Below are 19,875 nucleotides of genomic sequence, written 5' to 3'. Positions count from 1 at the left end.
CTCTTTGTGCGATAAGTTTTTAGATAATTTATTCACAAGGAAGTTTAGAGGGCGCTTCGCTTTAGAGAAGTAAAAATACATAATTACTATTGTTTTATGTCTTCTCATTTACTCCTCTTTTGCTTCTCTTTGTGCAATAAGAGCTTAAGTGATTTATTCACAAAGAGGTTTAGAGTGCGCTTCGCTTTAGAGAAACCAATAAGTAAGCAAAGTAATCAGTTATAAATATTAAAAGCTGCGCTTTTCGCGTGAGCAAGCTCGTTTACAATATATATTAAAGCGTTACCAATTTTGCATTTCGACTATGCGTGATTGCGTGCGCGCATATTCAAAGCTCAACTTTTTACCTTTATATAAATGTTCAATGTCGGTTTGCGCATTTATTACTAGCAATTTATGGCAATCGTAAAATTCATCGACTAAGGCAATAAATCGCCGTGCTTCGTCGTCAAAAGTGTGCTCATCAAGCGTTTGTTTTTCGCGCTGATAACTATCTTCTATACCATGAACAATAACTTTACCCGTTGCTTTAGCACCCATTTGCGGCACGTTCGATACATATAACACATCAAATTGCGTTGCTAAAAACATATAATCGTTAGCACTACGCGGGCCGGAGCATAGAGCCATAAAATCAATCATCAAGGCGTTATCGGCTCTTAATAAATAAGGTAAATCGCGCCCATGCACACTAACTGTATTGCTGCATGTTACAGCCGGATACGAAGCTAAAAACTCATTCTTAAAATCGTGATTTGATAAATTAATAAAATAGTGACGGCTGTTTTTACCATATCTAAAGCGGTGATCGTCCTCCCCTGCCACGTTAATTATATGGCAATGGTTATTAATTAAATCGATAGTAGGTAAAAATCGCGCTCGTTGCAGGCCGTTGTAATAAAGCTGCTCTGGCTTTGCGTTCGATGTGGCCACCAGCACAACACCTTGTTCAAACAACGCATTGAACAATCTGGCCATAATCATGGCATCGCCAATGTCGCTCACAAAAAACTCGTCAAAACACAGTACTCGAATATTTTTAGCCCACTGTTTTGCTATTAGAGTTAGTGGATTTTTTTGACCTTGTAGCTGCGAAAGTTGGGCATGCACTTGTGCTATAAAATGATGAAAATGCAGTCGCTGCTTTTGCTCAATAGATAGGTTTTTATAAAATAAATCCATTAACATGGATTTACCACGCCCTACGGGTCCATATAAATAAATGCCTTTTATTAAGGGCGCTTTTTGCCACCATGATGTGTGAGCTTGAAGTTGCTCGCTTAGCGTATTTAAAGCTTCCACCGCATTTTGCTGCGCTGCATCAAAACACAGTTCACCTGTGTCTATTTTTGCTTGGTAAAGGCTTAAAATTTGTGTGCTCTGCACTGTCATGGTATTTCACTATCGGCTATAATCGCGCCCATTGTAGCCGACTAAAAATGTGAACCAAAATGAAATTCCCTTGCCGCTTAGATAAATTTATTAGCCACTTAGCTGAAATACCGCGCACCCAAGCTCGCGCTAGTATTAAGCGAAAAGAAGTAAGCGTTAATGGCGAAGTAATCACATCACATAATTTTCAGCTAGCCCAGCAAGATGAAGTACTGCACCAAGGTGCGCCTTTGGTATTTTTAGGTAAGCGCTATTACATGCTAAATAAACCTGTTGGCTATGTATGCGCTAACAGCGATGAGCTTCATAAAACTGTTTTTGACTTACTTGATGAGCCAAATATGAGCGACTTTCACGTAGCAGGTCGTCTTGATATAGATACCACCGGGTTAGTTATTATTACTAATGATGGCGATTGGTCACATAAAATTACGTCGCCTAAAAACAATAAATTTAAAACCTACCTAGTAGAAACTCAAGAGCCTATTACCGATGAAGCACTTGAGCAATTACGTACAGGTGTCATGCTGCATAACGAAAAAGATTTAACCCGCCCAGCTATTGCCGAACGACTTGCTAATTACGGACTGCGTTTATCAATAAGTGAAGGAAAGTATCATCAAGTTAAGCGTATGCTTTACGCGGTAGATAACAAAGTGGTTGAGTTACATCGCGAGCAGATTGCGGGGATTACCCTAGATGAAAACTTGGCTAGTGGTGAATATCGATTATTAACACCCGAAGAAATTAAGTTATAAAAGCGCTTCAAAGGAGCTAAGGCTTGGACTATTAGTTAAAACAATATAGCCAAACTTTTACTTGAGCCTGTTGGCTTGCTCTACTAAAATAGCGCCCTTCAAAATTACTAAGGTCGGCCGTGTTAGTTAACTACAATCCCCCTATGAGTCCGTATTTAACGATACTTTTTCAGGATGACGACTTACTGATAGTTAATAAACCAAGTGAGTTATTAACTGTCCCAGGTAAAGATCCTAAACATGCCGACAGCTTAATTAATCGTGTTAATCGTGTTTTTCCAACAGCAAGAATAGTGCACCGCTTAGATATGGCGACTTCTGGCATACTGTGCCTTGCCATGAATAAAGCGGCGCACAGACATTTAAGTATGCAGTTTCAAGAGCGCGAAACAGCGAAACGTTATATCGCACGTATATACGGACACCTTGAGGCTGAAACAGGGTCAGTAGATTTACCCCTTATTTGTGATTGGCCTAATCGCCCTAAACAAATGGTTGATCACGACAGAGGTAAACCTTCACTTACGCATTTTAAAATACTTGAGCGTGAAGAAAATGCAACCCGTGTAGAGCTAACCCCCATCACTGGTCGCTCGCATCAGTTACGTGTGCATATGTTAAGCCTGGGTCACCCTATTTTAGGTGACAGGCTTTACGCCCATAAAGAGGCACTTGCTGCGGCTCCTCGCTTACAGTTACATGCTCAAATGCTGCAATTAAAGCACCCCGTAACTGAGCAAGTACTTACTTTTGAAGCTGATCCAGAATTTTAACCGACGCAAATACTTCGTAAATTATTAAACTTTTAGATAACCTTGCCGATACCTAACTAATTGTCATTAGTTAGGTGCGTTATGCTATTTACACGGTTTTTAAAAAGGGCTTTTTATTTACAGCTCAGCTGTGCGCTACTTTTAGCTAACCCCATCCGCGCGGCTGAACATGTTGCCCTACCTAGTTTATCAAGTATTGAAAATAGCGATATTGAGCGACTACTTCCAAGTGATGAAATAAAGCCTATATTAGCGGGTGAAACAGAATTTTTAAGCCTTTACAGCGAATATATGAGTAGTAATTTTAGAGGTATTGTAATACTTATACCCGATTGGCACTCTTCACCAACCAATAACTCCGGTATGAGCTACTTGCGCAAAGAGCTTAATAATTTAGGCTACAGCACCTACGCAATGACAGTGCCCGACATTGATTGGCAAGCAAGTAAAATGGCCAAAGCTACGCCTAATGAAGAAGATACAGCGCCTAGTAAAGCCGATGAACCTGTATCCCCCAACACAGCAACAAGCGCACAATCACAGCCTGCAAAAATAAAAGAAGAACCTCATTACGTTAATGCAATTGAAAAAGTAACTGACGACATACTTGATAACTACAAAATAAATCTCATTTCTCGATTTAATGCGCTGTACCAAACTGCAATGGAAGATTCGAGTAACATAGTTGTTATTGCACAAGGTACTAGTGCTGGCGTGTTGCTGGAATACTATGCAGATTTTCCAGACGAGAGGCTGGATGCGTTTATAAGTTTAAGCAGTTACTTACCTAATACTAAACGTAACGAAAGTTTGAGCCAAACAGCGTCACTTGTTACACCCGCCTTGCTTGATATTTACTACGCAAATGACAGCACAGACATTGTAATGAGCCTTAAAAATCGTCAGCGCTGGGTTAACCGAAATTCAAAGTTTGATTACCGCCAACGCCAATTGTTTGGCCTGCGCGATCAACCCGATCAACACGCACGCCTATCAAAAGAAATAGACGGGTTTTTACGCCGACTTTTTTAAATACTCATAAGCGGCTTGAATATCTTGGCTCTTTTTAACAGCCAATTCCATCATGTGCTTTGGTAAACCTTGCGATACTAATTTATCTGGATGATGTTGCGACATAAGCTTACGGTACGCTACCTTTATATCACGTTGCGTTGCATCGCTATTTAAGCCTAATAACGCCAATGCTTGCGCACGGTTCATATTATTATTTGGCGGTACATGGTGGCCAGAACCCTCACGGTAACTACTACTTTGACCTTGGCTTTGTTGCTGCTGATTAAAGCGCTGTTGTTGCTTTCTAAAGTTAAACTCAGCTTGGTAACGTTTTAATACAAATGCAAAGTGTGTTTTAGAAATGCCTAGCTGTTTACTTACCTCTGCTAATAATTGCTTTTCTTGTTCGGCTAATACCCCGTCAGAAAACGCCATTTGAATTTGTATTTCTAAAAACAACTGTATTAGATCGTTTCGTTTAGCAAAGCGTTCTTTAAAGTCGTGTACTGTTTCTTTAAGTGAAAAGTCGCTCTCTTTACCTGACTGAAATGCATGTTGTGCTTCGCGGCGCTCTTCCTCCTTTAAGCCCATTTCGTCCATAAACAAGTTAGCCGCTTTTATGTGTATTTCGCTCACTCGGCCATTCGACTTGGCAATGTGCCCCATAACAGCAAAGCAGCTTGAAAAGAACAAAGCTTGGCGCTCGTTAACATCGTCACCACTAAATAAGCTAGAAAAACCGCCTGCTTTATCAAAGTTATTTTTTAAGCTTTTATCGAATAAATGTCCTAGGTATAAACCTAAAATAGCACCAAATATTTTGCCAAACATAAAGCCAAAACAAAAACCGAGAATTTTTCCCCACATCTATAATACTGCCTTCTTAAAAATTGAGTTGTTACGCCTCAAGGCGCCTGTTTAATTGGTTTAAACGCTCTGGTGTACCAATGTCATCCCACTGCCCTATGTAGAGCTCAGTAGAGACTAAATGTTCGTTTAGCTTTTCACGTAAAATAGGCCCTAAAGGCCGAATACCTTGCGTTAACCCTTTAAAAAAATCAGCCTGATAGCGACCAATCCCTGAAAATGTATATTTTTGACTCTCGCCCGACAAATGGCTCAACGCAAAGTCGCCATCTGGATTATGAGGCGGGTTTTCTATAAGCACTATGTGCGCCTCACCGGGTTGTAAATGAAGTTGCATTAGCGCACTTACATCATAATCTGTGAATACATCGCCATTTATTACAATGAACGAGTCACCCAACAGCGGTAACGCTTCAATAATACCGCCGGCTGTTTCAAGGCCTCCTTCAACTTCTTGGCTATAAAGTATATTTACGCCCAATTGACTGCCATCTTTAAAGTAGTCTTTTATTCTATCACCCTGCCACGCAAGGTTTATTACAATATCGGTAATGCCGGCTGCTTTAAGGTTATTTATATGGTGCTCAATAAGTGGTTTTTCTGCCACTTTTAACATTGGCTTTGGCATATTTTGCGTTAGCGGCATCATTCTTTGCCCGCGTCCTGCTGCTAAAATCATCGCCTTCATGAGCGCTCCTTTGCCAACTTTTCAGTCACTTTTGGCACTATGGTATTTTTTGTCCATTCACTCAATGCTTTAAGCTCTGGATAATTTGCTGCTACTTCAATAATGTAATCAAGAGTCGGTAAAATATTATCTAAATAACCTGTTTTACCATCGCGTAAATACAATCGACAAAATATACCCGCAGCCTTTAAGTGGCGTTGTAATCCGGTTAAATCAAACCAATATTTAAACTCATCGAATGAAGTGTGAGTCAGTAAATTTTGAGCTATAAATTCTTGATAAGCAAAATCAAGCAAACTTGTTAATTCTTGCTCTGGCAATTTAAAGTAGCAATCGCGCAGTAGCGATACTAAATCGTAGCAAAGCGGCCCGCGTACAGCATCTTGATAATCTATAATGGCCCACTGGCCGTCACTATTCATAATATTACGGCTATGGTAATCACGATGAACGGTAACCGTAGGTTGCTCAAGCATGGCCTTTATTAATAGCTCTGAACTTGTTAGCCACATTATTTTTTGTTCTGCACTAAGTGACTCATTAATAAAGTCGCTTACTAACCACTGGCTAAATATATCAAGCTCTAGCTTTATAAAATCTTCGTTATACGCTTGCATAGCAGAAGCTGTGGGCGTTTTTGCCCACTGAGCACTTAAACTAATTAATGCTTGGTAATGCTCGGTGCGGTTTGCATCATCGAGCATGTCGGCTAGGTGCGTACTGCCTAAGTCACTGAGAACAAAAAAGCCCTGTTTCTCATCACTTGCAATAATAGTGGGAAGTAAAAAACCTTGCTCAACAAACACCTGATTTAGCGAAATGTAAGGTTCGTTATTCACTTTTTTTGGATCTGAGTCCATCACTATTAAATGTTTATTATCGTGATTTAAACGATAATAACGGCGAAAGCTCGCATCTCCCGTGATCGCGTTTAAAGTATGCGACTTGGCATTAAGGTGTGTGTTTATAAATTGTTGTAAATTCTCAAAGCGTGTCATTTTATTAGATATCTATTTTTATAGGTCAATTACTGTAATTGCCATTATTTTCCTTTATTATGTGTATATTATATTAAACACAAAGTATTAAGGTCGATAAATGAGCAAAACCTGGGGCATATTGATGCTAAGCGTAGTTAGCGCACCATCGCTTGCCGAAACTGAACTGGCACACAACCTTTGTGGCATTTCAATGCAAACCAGAGCTTGGCAACCACTTGAAGGCCTTAACCTTGGTGAAGTTGATATCCAAGCTGATGATGTTGAGCTGCTTGGCACTCAAAGCGCTGAATTTACCGGCAATGTTGATATTAACACCCTTAAGATGAGTTTGTCCGCACAAACTGCGTTGATAGACAAACAGCGTGGTTTATTAAATGCAACGGGGCCAATTACTTATCAAGACTACGTAAGTAAAGTAAACAGCACCGGATTAAATGCCGATTTAAATAATTCAGAAGTCAGTTTGTTAGGCGCCGACTACAGCCTAACCGAACAACAAGGTAAAGGCGGCGCTGAAAAGCTCACTGTTAATCAGTCTGGCCTATTACTTATGAATGCAAGCTTTACTACTTGCCCAAGTGACACCCCAGCATGGGAAATTGAAGCTGACGAAATAAACCTTTCACGCGAAGAAGGCTGGGGAGAAACATATAACGCCGTATTGCGTATTTTAGATACACCGGTTTTATATTTACCTTATTTTACATTCCCGCTAGACGAACGCCGTAAATCGGGCTTACTTACCCCGACTATTTCAAGCTCTGACAAATACGGTCTTGAAACAATTACGCCGTATTATTTAAATATTGCACCTAACTTTGATGCCACTATTACCCCTCGTTATATGTCTAACAAAGGGCTGCAATTACAAACAGAATTTAGATACCTAACAGAGCAACATGAAGGCTTAGTAGGGATTGAATACTTAAATAGTGATGATTCTGAGCCTGATTTGAATGAACGCTACATGTTTCATTGGCAACAACAAAGCTACTTAGGTGAAAACTGGCGCGCAAACGTTGATATAACCAATGTGAGCGATGATAACTACATCACCGACTTAACTTCAAACTACGCAAGTAAAACCGATACTCAATTGTACCGTACTGGCTCACTTACGCATTTAGGTGATACATGGCGCACCGATATAAAAGTGCAAAACTTTGAAGTACTTGGCGATCACTTAGAGTCATACACTGCTATACCGCAAGTTAATTTTACGCAAACTGCCCCTTGGCGTTTTGATAATTTTGACTTTAGTGTGTCGGGCGAGATTAGCCATTTTACCAATGATTCATCAGAAGTGGCCATAGACAGCGCAACTCGTGTACACGTAGAGCCAAAAGCACGCTACAACTACGCTACGCATGCGTGGTCATTTTTATCTGAAGTGAGCTTATTACAAACTAATTATAAGCAAAGCGGAAACTTAACCGGCACGCAATACAGCGATACCGTATCGCGTACTATCCCAAAAGTACGTTTGTACTCTCAGCTTAATTTTGAGCGTGACGCATCTTACTTTTTTGAAGATGGTATACAAACGCTTGAGCCGCAAATTCAGTATTTATATACACCTAATAAAGATCAGTCAGACATTGGCCTGTTTGATACAACCAAACTGCAAGATGATTATTATGGTTTATTTAGAGACGTGCGCTTTTCGGGTGTTGACCGTATAGCAGCTGCTAATCAGTTTACTTTAGGTGCTACAACGCGCTTATTTGATAAAAAACAAGAAGAAGTGTTTAACTTTAGTGCGGGCCAAATATTTTATTTAAGTGACGATGCCAAGCCAACAGAGCAAGGCTTAAACTCAGACACTAATTATAATGCACTATTTGCAGCTCAAACCATGTTACATTGGCACCGCCGTTGGTACCTCGCTGGAGGTATTCAATATGATACAGATGGCAAGCAAATGGTACAGTCAAATGTAACGCTTGATTATAAAGGTGATAATAATCAGCTAGTACAATTGAACCATCGCTATGCAAATGATGTCTCAGGAAATACAATCGAGCAAGCAGGTGTATTTACAAGTATTCCTATTAGCGACGAATGGCAATTTATTGCGAGCTATCATCGAGATCTTGAAAACAATAGAAGTATCGAAGTATTGAGCGGATTACAGTATGAATCATGCTGTTGGGCTATCCAAATTACTGGCCATCGCCAAATTGAAACTGATTTAAATCAGTCAATAGGACAAGAACAAGCAACTTTTGATTCAGGTATTAGTTTGAATTTTGTATTAAAAGGACTTGGCAGTAAAAGCCGTTATGATGCACAAAAATTATTACAACAAGGTATTTTTGGCTATCGTAGACCGTATTTTCTTAGTAACTAGAGTACTATCAGCAAGAGTAGTAAAAAGAATATGAATTTAAAAAAATTATTAACATCAGCAGTTTTAAGTGCCAGCCTTTGTCAAAGTGTAATGGCTGCACCAGTAGAAATAGATAAAGTTATTGGCGTTGTAAACCAAGGCGTAATTTTAAAAAGCGAAGTAGACACCATAATTGATCGTGTTAAAAAGCAAGCACAAGAACAAGGCCAGCAATTACCAAAAGATGAAACACTTCGTGTACAAGCTGTAGAGCGTTTAGTTAATCAAGCGCTTATGATGCAAATGGCTGAGCGTATGGGATTACAAATCTCAGACAGCCAACTCGATCAAACTCTTGCTAACATGGCAAAAGAGCAAGGCGGAACAATTGCCGACTTACGCCGCACTATTGAAGGTTCGGGCGAAAGCTTTCAAGCTTACCGTGAAGAAATTCGTAAAGAAATCACAACGCAGCAAGTAACACGTGCAAGCGTTGATCGTCGTATTTATATTAGCGAACAAGAAGTTGATAACCTTTTAAAAATTATGGAAACCCAAGGTCAAAGTGCTGAAGAGTACGACATTGGTCATATTTTAATAGATATCCCTAACGATGCGACAGCTGACGAAATTGCTGATGCAAAAACACGTGCAGATAAGGTTATTGAGCTATTAAACGATGGCCAAGAGTTTAAGCGTATTGCTATTTCATCATCAAGCGGCTCTAAAGCACTTGAAGGTGGACAACTTGGTTACATGGGTATTAACGAAATGCCATCGCTTTTTGCTGAAGCAGTAAAAGGCCAAAAGAAAGGCGCTATTGTTGGCCCACTTCGCTCTGGTGCTGGTTTTCATATAATTAAAGTACAAGACGTTCGTGGTCTACAAGTTGTAGAAACAACTGAAGTACGTTCACGCCATATACTTATTAAACCTTCAATTATTTTAAGTGAAGAAAAAGCACGCTCAATGCTTGCAGGTTTTGCAAAAGACTTACGTGCAGGAACAGCCGACTTTGGTGAACTTGCTAAAGAGTACTCAGAAGATCCAGGCTCTGCACTTAAAGGTGGCGAGTACGATTGGACAGATCCAACTACCTACGTACCTGCGTTTAAAGATACATTACTTTCTCTTAAAGAAAATGAAATAAGCGAACCGTTTAGAACACAGTTTGGTTGGCATATTGTGCAGTTACTTGGCAAACGTGTAGCTGATAAAACTGAACTAGCTAAACGTAACCGTGCTCACGGTATGTTGTTTAACCGTAAATTTAAGGAAGAAAGTTTTAACTGGCAGCAAGAAATGCGCGAGCAAGCTCACGTTGAAATTTTCCCTATAGACCAATAAATATGACTCTAAGAATTGCTATTACACCGGGAGAACCAGCCGGTATTGGCCCAGATTTGCTACTCACGCTTGCTCAGCAAGCGTGGGACGCTCAACTTATAGCGATTGCTGATGGCAAACTATTAAAAGAGCGTGCAAAGCATTTAGGCTTAACAATAAACTTAATTGAATTTGATGATAATGCCCCCGCCATAGCAGCACCTGCAGGCAGTTTGTATATTCATCAGGTTGATTTAGGTGCGGATGTAGAGCTTGGCGTACTAAACGACGGTAACGGCCAATACGTGTTAGATACCTTGCGTATAGCAAGTGAAAAAAACATGGATGGCACGTTCGATGCGGTTGTTACGGGCCCTGTTCACAAAGGCATTATTAACAAAGCGGGCATTTCATTTAGCGGACACACTGAGTATTTTGCGCAGCAATCAAATACTGCAGATGTAGTTATGATGCTTGCAACTGAAGGTTTACGCGTTGCACTTGTAACCACGCATATTCCACTTGCGTATGTATCGCGTGCCATTACTCCTGAGCGCTTAACTAAAGTAGCGGGTATTTTAAATCACGACCTACAAACTAAGTTTGGGATAGAAAAACCACGTATTTTAGTGTGTGGCTTAAACCCACATGCAGGTGAAGATGGCCATTTAGGCCGTGAAGAAATAGAAACAATCACCCCAACGCTTGAAATACTTAGAAGCGAAGGGATGAATTTAATTGGCCCACTACCGGCCGATACCTTATTTCAACATAAATACCTATCTGAAGCAGATGCAGTACTTGCTATGTATCACGATCAGGGATTACCTGTGCTAAAATACAAAGGATTTGGTAAATCGGTAAATATTACCCTTGGCTTACCATTTATCCGCACCTCAGTTGACCACGGTACTGCACTCGATTTAGCAGGGACTGGTACAGCTGACGTTGGCAGTTTTGAATTAGCGATCCGCGAAGCAATTAAGCTCGCCCAAGAAAAAGCACAAAATCAATGACCGATAAAGTACATTTAGGACACCGCGCTCGTAAGCGTTTTGGGCAAAACTTTTTATTTGATGAATCTATCATCGATAAAATAGTCTCTGCGATTGATCCTAAACCAGAAGACAACTTAGTAGAAATTGGCCCCGGCCTTGGCGCAATTACTGAGCCAGTAGCCGACTTAAGCGGCCATTTAACGGTTGTTGAATTAGATAAAGACTTAGCACAACGATTAATTGAACATCCATTTTTGGGTCCTAAATTAACCGTTAACCAAGGCGATGCAATGACGTTTGACTTTGCAAGCTTGGTTCGCGATGACAAAAAATTAAAAGTGTTTGGTAACTTACCTTACAATATTTCGACACCGTTATTGTTTCACCTTTTTGAATTTTCAGATCATATTGAGCACATGCACTTTATGCTTCAAAAAGAAGTAGTAAAACGCATGGTAGCAGGCCCAGGTAGTAAAACATTTGGCCGCTTAAGCGTAATGACTCAATACTACTGTAATGCAATGCCGGTTGTTGAAGTACCACCTGAGTGCTTTAAACCAGCGCCAAAAGTTGACTCTGCTGTTATTCGTTTAATACCTAAAAAGCCAGAGCAACGGACAGCAAAAAGCGTTAAAATTTTAAACACAGTGTGTTTAGAAGCATTTAACCAGCGCCGTAAAACGCTACGTAATAGTTTAGGTAACTTACTTACCGCAGAAGAACTAACTAGCATTGGCATTGATATAACGCTGCGTGCTGAGCGCTTATCTTTACAACAATTTATTGATATAGCTAACTGGATTTATGACAACAAGCAGTAACATTGGATCGCCTGTAAAGGTATCTGTAGAAACATTTTACGTAGAAGGTCAATCTCAACCTGAGCTTGAAAAATACGTATTTGCTTACTCGGTAACAATTAAAAACCATAGTTTATGTAGTGCAAAATTACTGAGCCGCTATTGGTTAATTACCGATGCAAATGGCAAGCAAGTAGAAGTTGAAGGCGAAGGCGTTGTTGGCGAAATGCCAGATATTGGCCCAGGCGAAAGCTATAAATACACCAGCGGTGCAATTTTAGATACACCTGTAGGCACTATGCAAGGCCATTACACGTTACGCAACGAGTTTGGCTCTGAGTTTCAGGCGCCTATTAATGTGTTTCGTTTGGCTTGCCCTAACATTTTGCATTAAGCACTTAGATGGCAGATTATGCGATAGGTGATTTACAAGGGTGTTTTAGTGAATTTAACACCCTTTTACAACGGGTTGATTTTAACCCAAGTAAAGATCACCTATATTTAGTTGGCGACATAGTTGCTCGCGGGCCAGACTCCCTAGCCTGCTTAGACTATATTTACCAACATCAAAATAGCATGACCATCACTTTAGGCAATCACGACCTTCACATGGTTGCCTGCTACTTTCTTAACAAACCCACTAATCCAAAAGATAAATTAAACCCAATATTTGAAAGCCCTAAATTGGCTAACTACATCGCTTTTTTACAAACCCAGCCATTGGCATTAGAGCTTATAAAACATAACTGCTTTATATCTCACGCGGGGTTAAATCCCGATTGGTCTGTTGAAGATGCGCTAAAAAAAGCTCAATTTGCACAAAGCTGTTATCAATCAAGTAACGCAAAAGCGTTTTTTGAACACATGTACCAGGCTCACCCCGCTAGGTGGTCTAACACCCTTGATGACTTTGCAAAGTTTAGATACATAGTTAATTACTTTACCCGCATGCGTTTTTTAACAAGTGATAACAAACTCGAGCTTAATGCAAAGGGTGCAATAACCGACAGCGAAACCCTCACTCCTTGGTTTAACCACCCCAATATAGCTAAATCTAAACACGATATTATTTTTGGCCACTGGGCCGCACTTGAAGGTAGAACAGGTAATTCACGGGTTCACGCCCTAGATACGGGCTGCGTATGGGGTAACACCATGAGCCTAATGGAGCTGAGTACTAAAAAAGTAATTGTAGAAAATTCCCACCTTTCGTCTAAATAAACTGAAAAAAAACAATACATCTGTTAGATTTATCAATTAATAGTTAAAATTAATTAAAGTAATTGATTTTAATTACTTAACTTATTGGTACAAACGCCGATAAGTTTTAATTGAAGTACTTTTGAGTGGAAATCTTATGAACCTGACAGTAAGCCAGCGTATTTGGGGTGGTTTTATATTTATCACACTATTATTATTAATAATTGGTGGTAATTCCTTAATAAAAATTGCAAATATTGACCGTTCCACTCAAAAAGTGAACCAACTATCACTCCCAGCATTAAATAAAAGCTCTGAGCTACAAGCCGAATTTATTTTAATGAGTAAAGCCGCACAAGCGAGCTTTTACACTACATCAGCCAATGAGCTTGCACCAATAAAAGCACAAGTCCTTGAGCAAAAACAGCAATTCAACACGCTGCACCGTGAGCTTCAAGACGTAGTAAAAAACGATGCTGCACTTAATCAAAGCAGCCAAAACGTAGAAAAAACTTATTTAAGCTTTTTAAGCACCGTTGAAAATTTATTAGCAGATAAAGGCAAGCAACTAGCATTAAATAAAACATTAAAAGCACAATTAGAAAATATAGAACTAAGTGCAGAAGATGCTAACTCTGTTGTACTCGACATTATCGACATTGACGGGTTTGAACAAAACCACCCTCGCGCTTATCAAGCTGCAAATAATTTAGAAAACAACTTTATGTCGGTAGTTAGTAACAGCACCGACATGCTAACTGTTAAAACGCTTAATACTCTCGATATTGTTAAAAATGAACAAACGTATTACCTTGAAGAAGTAATACGTACCGTTGATTTAATTAAGCCAGCAATAGAGCAAACGCATAGCGACTTATATTCAAGCCTAAAAGAGTATGTTGATATTTTAGAAAATAACATAAAGGGCAGTAACAGCTTAGCGGCAAACAAAAAACGTTTAATTGATTCGATTACGCTTACGCAATCAGAGCTTGCACAGTCAGAGCAAGCCACCAAAATGGCACTTAACCAAATTGACGAACTAGTTAATCAAGCGAGTGACGTCGCGTTTAAATTACAACAAGGTGTGCGCAGCGACGTTGACTCAGCTAATTTATGGACCTGGGTTGGTATGGTTATAGCCACTCTTTTAGCAATTGTGATTGCCATTATTACTGTTAGCCGCATTACTAAACCACTTGCCGAAGTTAATCGCATTTTAGATATTGTTGCCAGTGGCGACATGACACAACGTTTAGACGACAGCGCTAAAGACGAGTTTGGGGAGCTATCTAAAAGCTGTAACACACTAATTGACAGCCTACGCAGCCTAATTAAAGGTATTATTTCGCGCTCTACTCAGCTTGCAGCAGCATCAGAGCAAACATCTGCCATTACCTCAGAATCAAGCCAAGCAATTCGTAACCAGCAAGCACAAGTTGAACAAGCAGCTACTGCAACAACCGAAATGAGCAGTACATCGCAAACGGTTAGTAACAGCGCTCAACAAGCGCTTAGCGAAATTAAAAATGCTGATAAAGAAGCTGAACGTGTTAAAGGTATTTCGAATAACAATAAAGCAACGATTGAACAGCTAGCACGTGAAGTAGACGATGCCTCACAAGTTATAAATAAACTGCATCAAGATAGCGCATCAATAGGCAGCATTTTAGATGTAATACGCGGAATAGCGGATCAAACGAACCTACTTGCACTAAATGCCGCAATTGAAGCTGCGCGAGCTGGTGAATACGGCCGAGGCTTTGCTGTTGTAGCTGACGAAGTACGCTCTCTAGCGAGTAAAACTCAAGAGTCGACCCAAGAGATACAATCAATGATTGAGTCTCTACAAACAGGCGCAGAAGCTGCAGTAACGGCAATGAGCAAAGGTAAGCAACGTGCGGTATCGTGTGTTGAGCAAACCGACCTAGCAAGTAGCGCACTTGATTCGATTACATTTGCAGTTTCGCAAGCTCACGACGTAAGTGAAGAAATTTCGACTGCCGCACTTGAGCAACAACAAGTAGCGCAGGAAATTAGCGAACGCCTTGAGTCGATTGTAGCCATCGCAGAGCAAACAGCCGAAGGCGCAAATCAAACTAATATTTCAAGTTCAGAAGTAGCAAAACTTGCTGAAGAGCTTCGCTTGTCGGTAGACGAATTTAAAGTTTAAGTTTACTAAAACGATTAAAAAACCCCGATGGTACACAGTACCATCGGGGTTTTTGTTTATTAGAGCTTTAAAGTGAGGTATAAAACCTTACCGGTAAGCGCCGCTCTTACTCACGTAAAAACGCAATTTTAAACATTTATATTACCTACTTTTGCCTTCACTAAAGTGCAGCGCCCTCTTAACCTTTTTGTGAATAAATTACTTAAAACCTTATTGCACAAAGAGAAGTAAAAGAGGAGTAAATGAGAAGAGACTAAAACACAGAAATTACGAATTTTGCTCGCCTACAAGTAAATTTAACCACAGCATCAAACTTTCCAGGTAGGCGTGAAGCTTGCTCACGCGAAAAGCGTAGCTTTTAATATTTATACTTAATAGACTACCTACTTTTGGCTTCTCTAAAGCGCAGCGCCCTCTTAACCTCTTTGTGAATAAATTACTTAAAACCTTATTGCACAAAGAGGTTAAGAGGAGTAAATGAGAAGAGACTAAAGCACAGAAATTACGAATTTTGCTCGCCTACAAGTAAATTTAACCACGGCGTCAAACTTTCACAGTAGGCGTGAAGCTTGCTCACGCGAAAAGCGCAGCTTTTAATATTTATACTTAATAAATAACCTACTTCTGGCTTCACTAAAACGTAGCACCCTCTTAACCTCTTTGTGAATAAATCACTGAAAACCTGATTGTACAAAGAGGAGTAAATGAGAAGAGATTAAAGCACAGAAATTACGAATGTTGCTCCCCTACAAGTAAATTTAACCACGGCGTCAAACTTTCACGGTAGGCGTGAAGCTTGCTCACGCGAAAAGCGCAGCTTTAAATATTTATTACTAATAGCTTACCTACTTTTGGCTTCTCTAAAGCGAAGCGCCCTCTTAACCTCTTTGTGAATAAATAACTTATAAATCTATTTTTTGTAGGTATAACTTATTAAATGCGTTCACCGCCTACTTTATAGCAAAACACTACATGCAAAAACGCGCTCGAATTTAACGCAGCGCCTATCCCCTTCGAATGATAGCTTACTCCTATATATCCCCACTAATATATCGCTTTTTTCTTCCTTACTTAGGCGTTTATTGCTAACCTCGCGTTAACGTTTTTACTTAAACAAATTTTTGCTAACGGAATAATTATGCTCAAAAAAATATCACTGTTTATCGGGATGGCAATCAGTGCAAATGCTGTTGCTAAAGGTGGCGTATCACCCTACTTACCTTTAAATCAAGCCCCAGAACTTGAGCACCAAGTACAACGACTTTTAGCTGTAAGTAAAAATACACATATTATGAGTAAGCCCTATAAAGCTCACGATATTTATAGAGTACTACAAACAGTAAGGCATACTTACCCAGAACTATATCAAACACTTTCGTACCAACTTAGCCCTTATATTCAAAGCGACGCGGGGGCATTTGCAAAAGTAACACTTGCTGCTGGCACAAAAGATAAAACACTGCCTAACCAACGCGGCCAAACCACTAAAACTAATTTAATTGTTGAAGGTGGCGCTTATGCTAACTTCGGGCGTTACTTTGGTGTAAGTGTTGCAGGCATAGCCAACGAAGACGAAATATTACCTACACAAAGCTTTTTTTACCTTGGCAATAAGTACGCGCAGCTAGATGTAGGTTACCGAGAGCATTGGTACTCACCATTTAACGACAGTGCCATGTTACTAAGCACACAAGCTAAAACAACCCCTTCTATAACGCTTAGCAATGTAGAGCCAATAACCAGCTTTAATATTCGTTACGATATGTTTATTAGTAAAATGACAGAGCAACGTGGGATATTAAGAGAGGGAAGGCAAGATGGTGTAGCTAGGGTTTATGAACCAGGAAAACCATATTTGTTTGGCTTTCACACTAGCTTGGCAGCAACCGATAATTTAACAATAGGCTTAAGCCGCTTAATGCAGTTTGGTGGTGGCCCGCGAAGCGTTACAATTAAAGATTTTACAGAAGGATTTTTTAGTCCTGGTAGTAAAGATAATATCAATAGCGATGACGCTGAAGAGTTAGGTGAAGATTATGAGCTTGGGGATCAACTTGGCTCTATTACATTTGCCTACAGCAATAGTATTTATGCGCTACCGTTCGAGTTTTATGGTGAAGTTGCACTTGAAGATACATTAGGTGGCTCTCGCAATAATGCATATAGCTTTGGTATTTACTTGCCTTTTATTGCTAATAACCACAGCCTACGTTTTGAGCACAGTAATTGGCAAGTTAGCTGGTATAGTAACCACTTATATTTAGATGGCAACCGTAATTCAGGCAATGTAATTGGCCACTGGGCGGGTGATGAGCATGACTACACCGACTACACCTCTGCTAAATCTATGAGCGTAAATTGGCATTGGCAATTAAGTAAAATAGAAAGCTTAAATACCACTATACGTATGCTTGAAAATAAACGTGATGCTTATAAAACAAGTTATGAACTGCAAACAGCGTACACACGCAAGTTAAGCAAACCAATAATGGGCGCTAAAAGTTGGGGAGCTGAGCTATATCAAGGAAAGGATGTATACGGGGAAACATTTGCTAGGTTAGGTGTATTTGCTAATTTTTAACACCCTGTAGGCGCGAATTTACTTCGCGCTAAGCTAACTTAACTTTACCAAAGCGAGGTGTAAAACCTCACCTACAATATCCCCTGTAGGTGCGAATTTACTTCGCGCTCATCTAACTTAACTTTACCAAAGCGAGGTGTAAAACCTCATCTTCAATATCCCCTGTAGGTGCGAATTTATTTCGCGCTCATCTAACTTAACTTTACCAAAGCGAGGTATAAAACCTCATCTACAATATCCCCTGTAGGTGCGAATTTACTTCGCGCTCATCTAACCTAACGCTACCAAAGCGAGGTGTAAAACCTCACCTACAACATACCCAACCCGTAGGTGCGAATTTACTTCGCACTCATCTAACTTAACTTTACAAAAAGCGAGGTATAAAACCTCACCTACAATATCCCCTCTGTAGGTGCGAATTTATTTCGCGCTCAGCTAACATAACTTTATTTAAGCCAATAAAAAACACTGTCTCAAATTGAAAACAGTGTTTTTAAATGTTCTACAAATTGTAACCTTTATTTATAAAAGCTTTTATACCACTTAATAAGCTCACTCACGCCTTGCTTAACACCAACTTGCGCTTTATAGCCTGTTGCATTAAATAAGTCGGTAGTATCAGCATAAGTTTTATAAACATCGCCAGCTTGCATTTCACGGAAGTTCTTTTTAGCTTCAGTACCTAGTTCAGCTTCAATGGCTTCTATAAACTTCATTAGGTTTATTGGGCTACCGTGACCAATATTATAAACCGCATACGGAGCAGAGCTAGAAGCAGGCGAACCAGTTTCAACTCTCCAATCTGGGTTTGCAACAGGTATAACATCGGCAGCACGAACAACGCCTTCTACAATGTCATCTATGTAAGTAAAGTCACGCCACATATCTCCATTGTTGTTTATATCAATAGTGTCACCGGCAAGTATTTTTTTAGTAAAAATATACGGTGCCATATCTGGGCGACCCCATGGGCCATAAACAGTAAAAAAGCGTAAGCCTGTTGTAGGTAATCTATATAAATGAGAATAGCTATGCGCCATTAGCTCATTCGCTTTTTTAGTTGCAGCATAAAACGACACTGGGTGATCAACACTGTCGGTTGTTTCAAACGGTGTTTTTTCGTTTAAGCCATATACAGAGCTAGATGAAGCATAAACCAAGTGCTTAACTTTAGTATTACGACACCCTTCAAGTACATTTAAATGCCCTACTAAATTAGAATCAGCATAAGCATCAGGGTTTTCTATTGAATACCTAACACCGGCTTGCGCCGCTAAATGAACTACTTTATCAAACTGCTGCGTTTTAAATAACTCGCTCATTGCTGGGCGTTCACTTATATCAAGCTTAATAAATGTAAACGCTTCATGGCTTTCAAACTGCGCTAAACGAGCTAGCTTTAAATTTACATCGTAATAGTCGTTAAGGTTATCGATACCAACTACTACATGACCGGCCGCTAACAATTTTTGACATGTTGCCGCGCCAATAAAACCAGCAGCACCCGTTACTAAATATTTCATAATTTCCTAATCTTTAAGCTGATAAAGTTGAAAGTTGAAAGTTGAAAGTTGAAAGTTAAAGACTAAAAGCCTAATCCCAAGTTTCAATAGTTTTCATTAAAGCAGATATCATTTTTGATAACTGCCTTGACTCTTCTATCCAGGTTTCTGCTGTTTTTGTATCAACTTCACCAATTTTTAAGGCAATATATATTTGTGAACGAAGCTCACCACAGCTACCTTTAGAGTAAGAGAGAAAACGGCAGTAATCTTTAGCTGTCTTTCTCTCATAACCCTCTGCAATATTTGATGAAATTGATAATGCAGATCGTGTAATTTGATCTTTTAAACCAAATTGCTTACTTGCCTTAAAGTAAATAAAAACTTCACAAGCTAAATCGGCAGAGCGTTGCCATACATATAAGTCCTCAAACTGCACAACGCCCCCTAATATAAATTTACCTTAGTTTTTG

General features: G+C 39.7%; 17 protein-coding genes. 11 read left to right on the top strand and 6 right to left on the bottom strand.

The features are described from left to right. Positions 1-282 precede the first annotated feature (282 nt). A complete protein-coding gene (gene zapE, locus AC5NT5_RS02525; RefSeq protein ID WP_494513319.1) occupies positions 283-1,392 on the bottom strand; it encodes a cell division protein ZapE in 1,110 nt (369 codons plus the stop codon). 59 nt (positions 1,393-1,451) lie between these two features. On the opposite strand from zapE, the gene rsuA reads away from it, so the two are divergent. The 3 genes from rsuA (at position 1,452) to AC5NT5_RS02510 (ending at position 3,955) form a co-directional block, all read left to right on the top strand. Continuing rightward, a complete protein-coding gene (gene rsuA, locus AC5NT5_RS02520) occupies positions 1,452-2,150 on the top strand; it encodes a 16S rRNA pseudouridine(516) synthase RsuA (RefSeq protein ID WP_200219905.1) in 699 nt (232 codons plus the stop codon). 119 nt (positions 2,151-2,269) lie between these two features. After that, positions 2,270-2,923 (top strand): bifunctional tRNA pseudouridine(32) synthase/23S rRNA pseudouridine(746) synthase RluA, encoded by a 654-nt coding sequence (gene rluA / locus AC5NT5_RS02515; RefSeq protein ID WP_494513318.1) that lies wholly within the window; start codon positions 2,270-2,272, stop codon positions 2,921-2,923. Positions 2,924-3,004: 81 nt separating this feature from the next. Beyond that, positions 3,005-3,955, top strand: coding sequence for a DUF3530 family protein (locus tag AC5NT5_RS02510; protein ID WP_494513317.1), 951 nt, complete (start codon positions 3,005-3,007; stop codon positions 3,953-3,955). Here AC5NT5_RS02510 and djlA read toward each other — a convergent pair. Genes djlA through AC5NT5_RS02495 form a run of 3 tightly spaced genes read right to left on the bottom strand, consistent with a single transcriptional unit; the run spans position 3,938 to position 6,490 of the window. Then, on the bottom strand, positions 3,938-4,804 hold the full coding sequence (gene djlA / locus AC5NT5_RS02505) for a co-chaperone DjlA (RefSeq protein ID WP_494513316.1): 867 nt from the start codon (positions 4,802-4,804) through the stop codon (positions 3,938-3,940). The genes AC5NT5_RS02510 and djlA overlap by 18 nt on opposite strands. A 31-nt stretch (positions 4,805-4,835) precedes the next feature. Further along, positions 4,836-5,492: an N-acetylmuramate alpha-1-phosphate uridylyltransferase MurU gene (murU, locus tag AC5NT5_RS02500; RefSeq protein ID WP_494513315.1), complete on the bottom strand. Its 657-nt coding sequence runs from the start codon at positions 5,490-5,492 to the stop codon at positions 4,836-4,838. Beyond that, on the bottom strand, positions 5,489-6,490 hold the full coding sequence (locus tag AC5NT5_RS02495) for an aminoglycoside phosphotransferase family protein (protein WP_494513314.1): 1,002 nt from the start codon (positions 6,488-6,490) through the stop codon (positions 5,489-5,491). The genes murU and AC5NT5_RS02495 overlap by 4 nt, the downstream gene beginning before the upstream one ends. 100 nt (positions 6,491-6,590) lie before the next feature. On the opposite strand from AC5NT5_RS02495, the gene lptD reads away from it, so the two are divergent. From lptD to AC5NT5_RS02455, 8 genes are all read left to right on the top strand, one after another. Next, entirely contained in the window at positions 6,591-8,843 is a 2,253-nt protein-coding gene (gene lptD / locus AC5NT5_RS02490; RefSeq protein WP_494513313.1) for an LPS assembly protein LptD, read from the top strand. Between the two features lie 30 nt (positions 8,844-8,873). After that, complete coding sequence (surA, locus tag AC5NT5_RS02485; RefSeq protein WP_002960833.1) at positions 8,874-10,169, top strand: peptidylprolyl isomerase SurA; 1,296 nt, start codon at positions 8,874-8,876, stop codon at positions 10,167-10,169. 2 nt (positions 10,170-10,171) lie between these two features. Continuing rightward, positions 10,172-11,164: a 4-hydroxythreonine-4-phosphate dehydrogenase PdxA gene (pdxA, locus tag AC5NT5_RS02480; protein ID WP_024589800.1), complete on the top strand. Its 993-nt coding sequence runs from the start codon at positions 10,172-10,174 to the stop codon at positions 11,162-11,164. After that, positions 11,161-11,967, top strand: a complete 807-nt coding sequence (gene rsmA, locus AC5NT5_RS02475; protein WP_002960838.1) for a 16S rRNA (adenine(1518)-N(6)/adenine(1519)-N(6))-dimethyltransferase RsmA — start codon at positions 11,161-11,163, stop codon at positions 11,965-11,967. The genes pdxA and rsmA overlap by 4 nt, the downstream gene beginning before the upstream one ends. Continuing rightward, on the top strand, positions 11,951-12,340 hold the full coding sequence (apaG, locus tag AC5NT5_RS02470) for a Co2+/Mg2+ efflux facilitator ApaG/CorD (protein ID WP_002960839.1): 390 nt from the start codon (positions 11,951-11,953) through the stop codon (positions 12,338-12,340). The genes rsmA and apaG overlap by 17 nt, the downstream gene beginning before the upstream one ends. Before the next feature lie 8 nt (positions 12,341-12,348). Further along, positions 12,349-13,167 (top strand): symmetrical bis(5'-nucleosyl)-tetraphosphatase, encoded by an 819-nt coding sequence (locus AC5NT5_RS02465; RefSeq protein ID WP_494513312.1) that lies wholly within the window; start codon positions 12,349-12,351, stop codon positions 13,165-13,167. A 136-nt stretch (positions 13,168-13,303) separates the two neighbouring features. Then, positions 13,304-15,319 (top strand): methyl-accepting chemotaxis protein, encoded by a 2,016-nt coding sequence (locus AC5NT5_RS02460; RefSeq protein WP_494513311.1) that lies wholly within the window; start codon positions 13,304-13,306, stop codon positions 15,317-15,319. A gap of 1,138 nt (positions 15,320-16,457) precedes the next feature. Further along, positions 16,458-17,900, top strand: a complete 1,443-nt coding sequence (locus AC5NT5_RS02455; RefSeq protein ID WP_182673230.1) for a capsule assembly Wzi family protein — start codon at positions 16,458-16,460, stop codon at positions 17,898-17,900. Between the two features lie 518 nt (positions 17,901-18,418). Here the strand turns inward: AC5NT5_RS02455 and AC5NT5_RS02450 are convergent. Beyond that, positions 18,419-19,423 (bottom strand): NAD-dependent epimerase, encoded by a 1,005-nt coding sequence (locus tag AC5NT5_RS02450; protein ID WP_494513310.1) that lies wholly within the window; start codon positions 19,421-19,423, stop codon positions 18,419-18,421. Between the two features lie 70 nt (positions 19,424-19,493). Further along, a complete protein-coding gene (locus tag AC5NT5_RS02445) occupies positions 19,494-19,841 on the bottom strand; it encodes a four helix bundle protein (RefSeq protein WP_165723996.1) in 348 nt (115 codons plus the stop codon). Positions 19,842-19,875: the final 34 nt, after the last annotated feature.

It is taken from the genome of Pseudoalteromonas sp. J2K-J599 (assembly GCF_059295115.2).
Note: the sequence above shows the minus strand (reverse complement) of the source record. Positions and strands in the feature narration are given on the sequence as shown.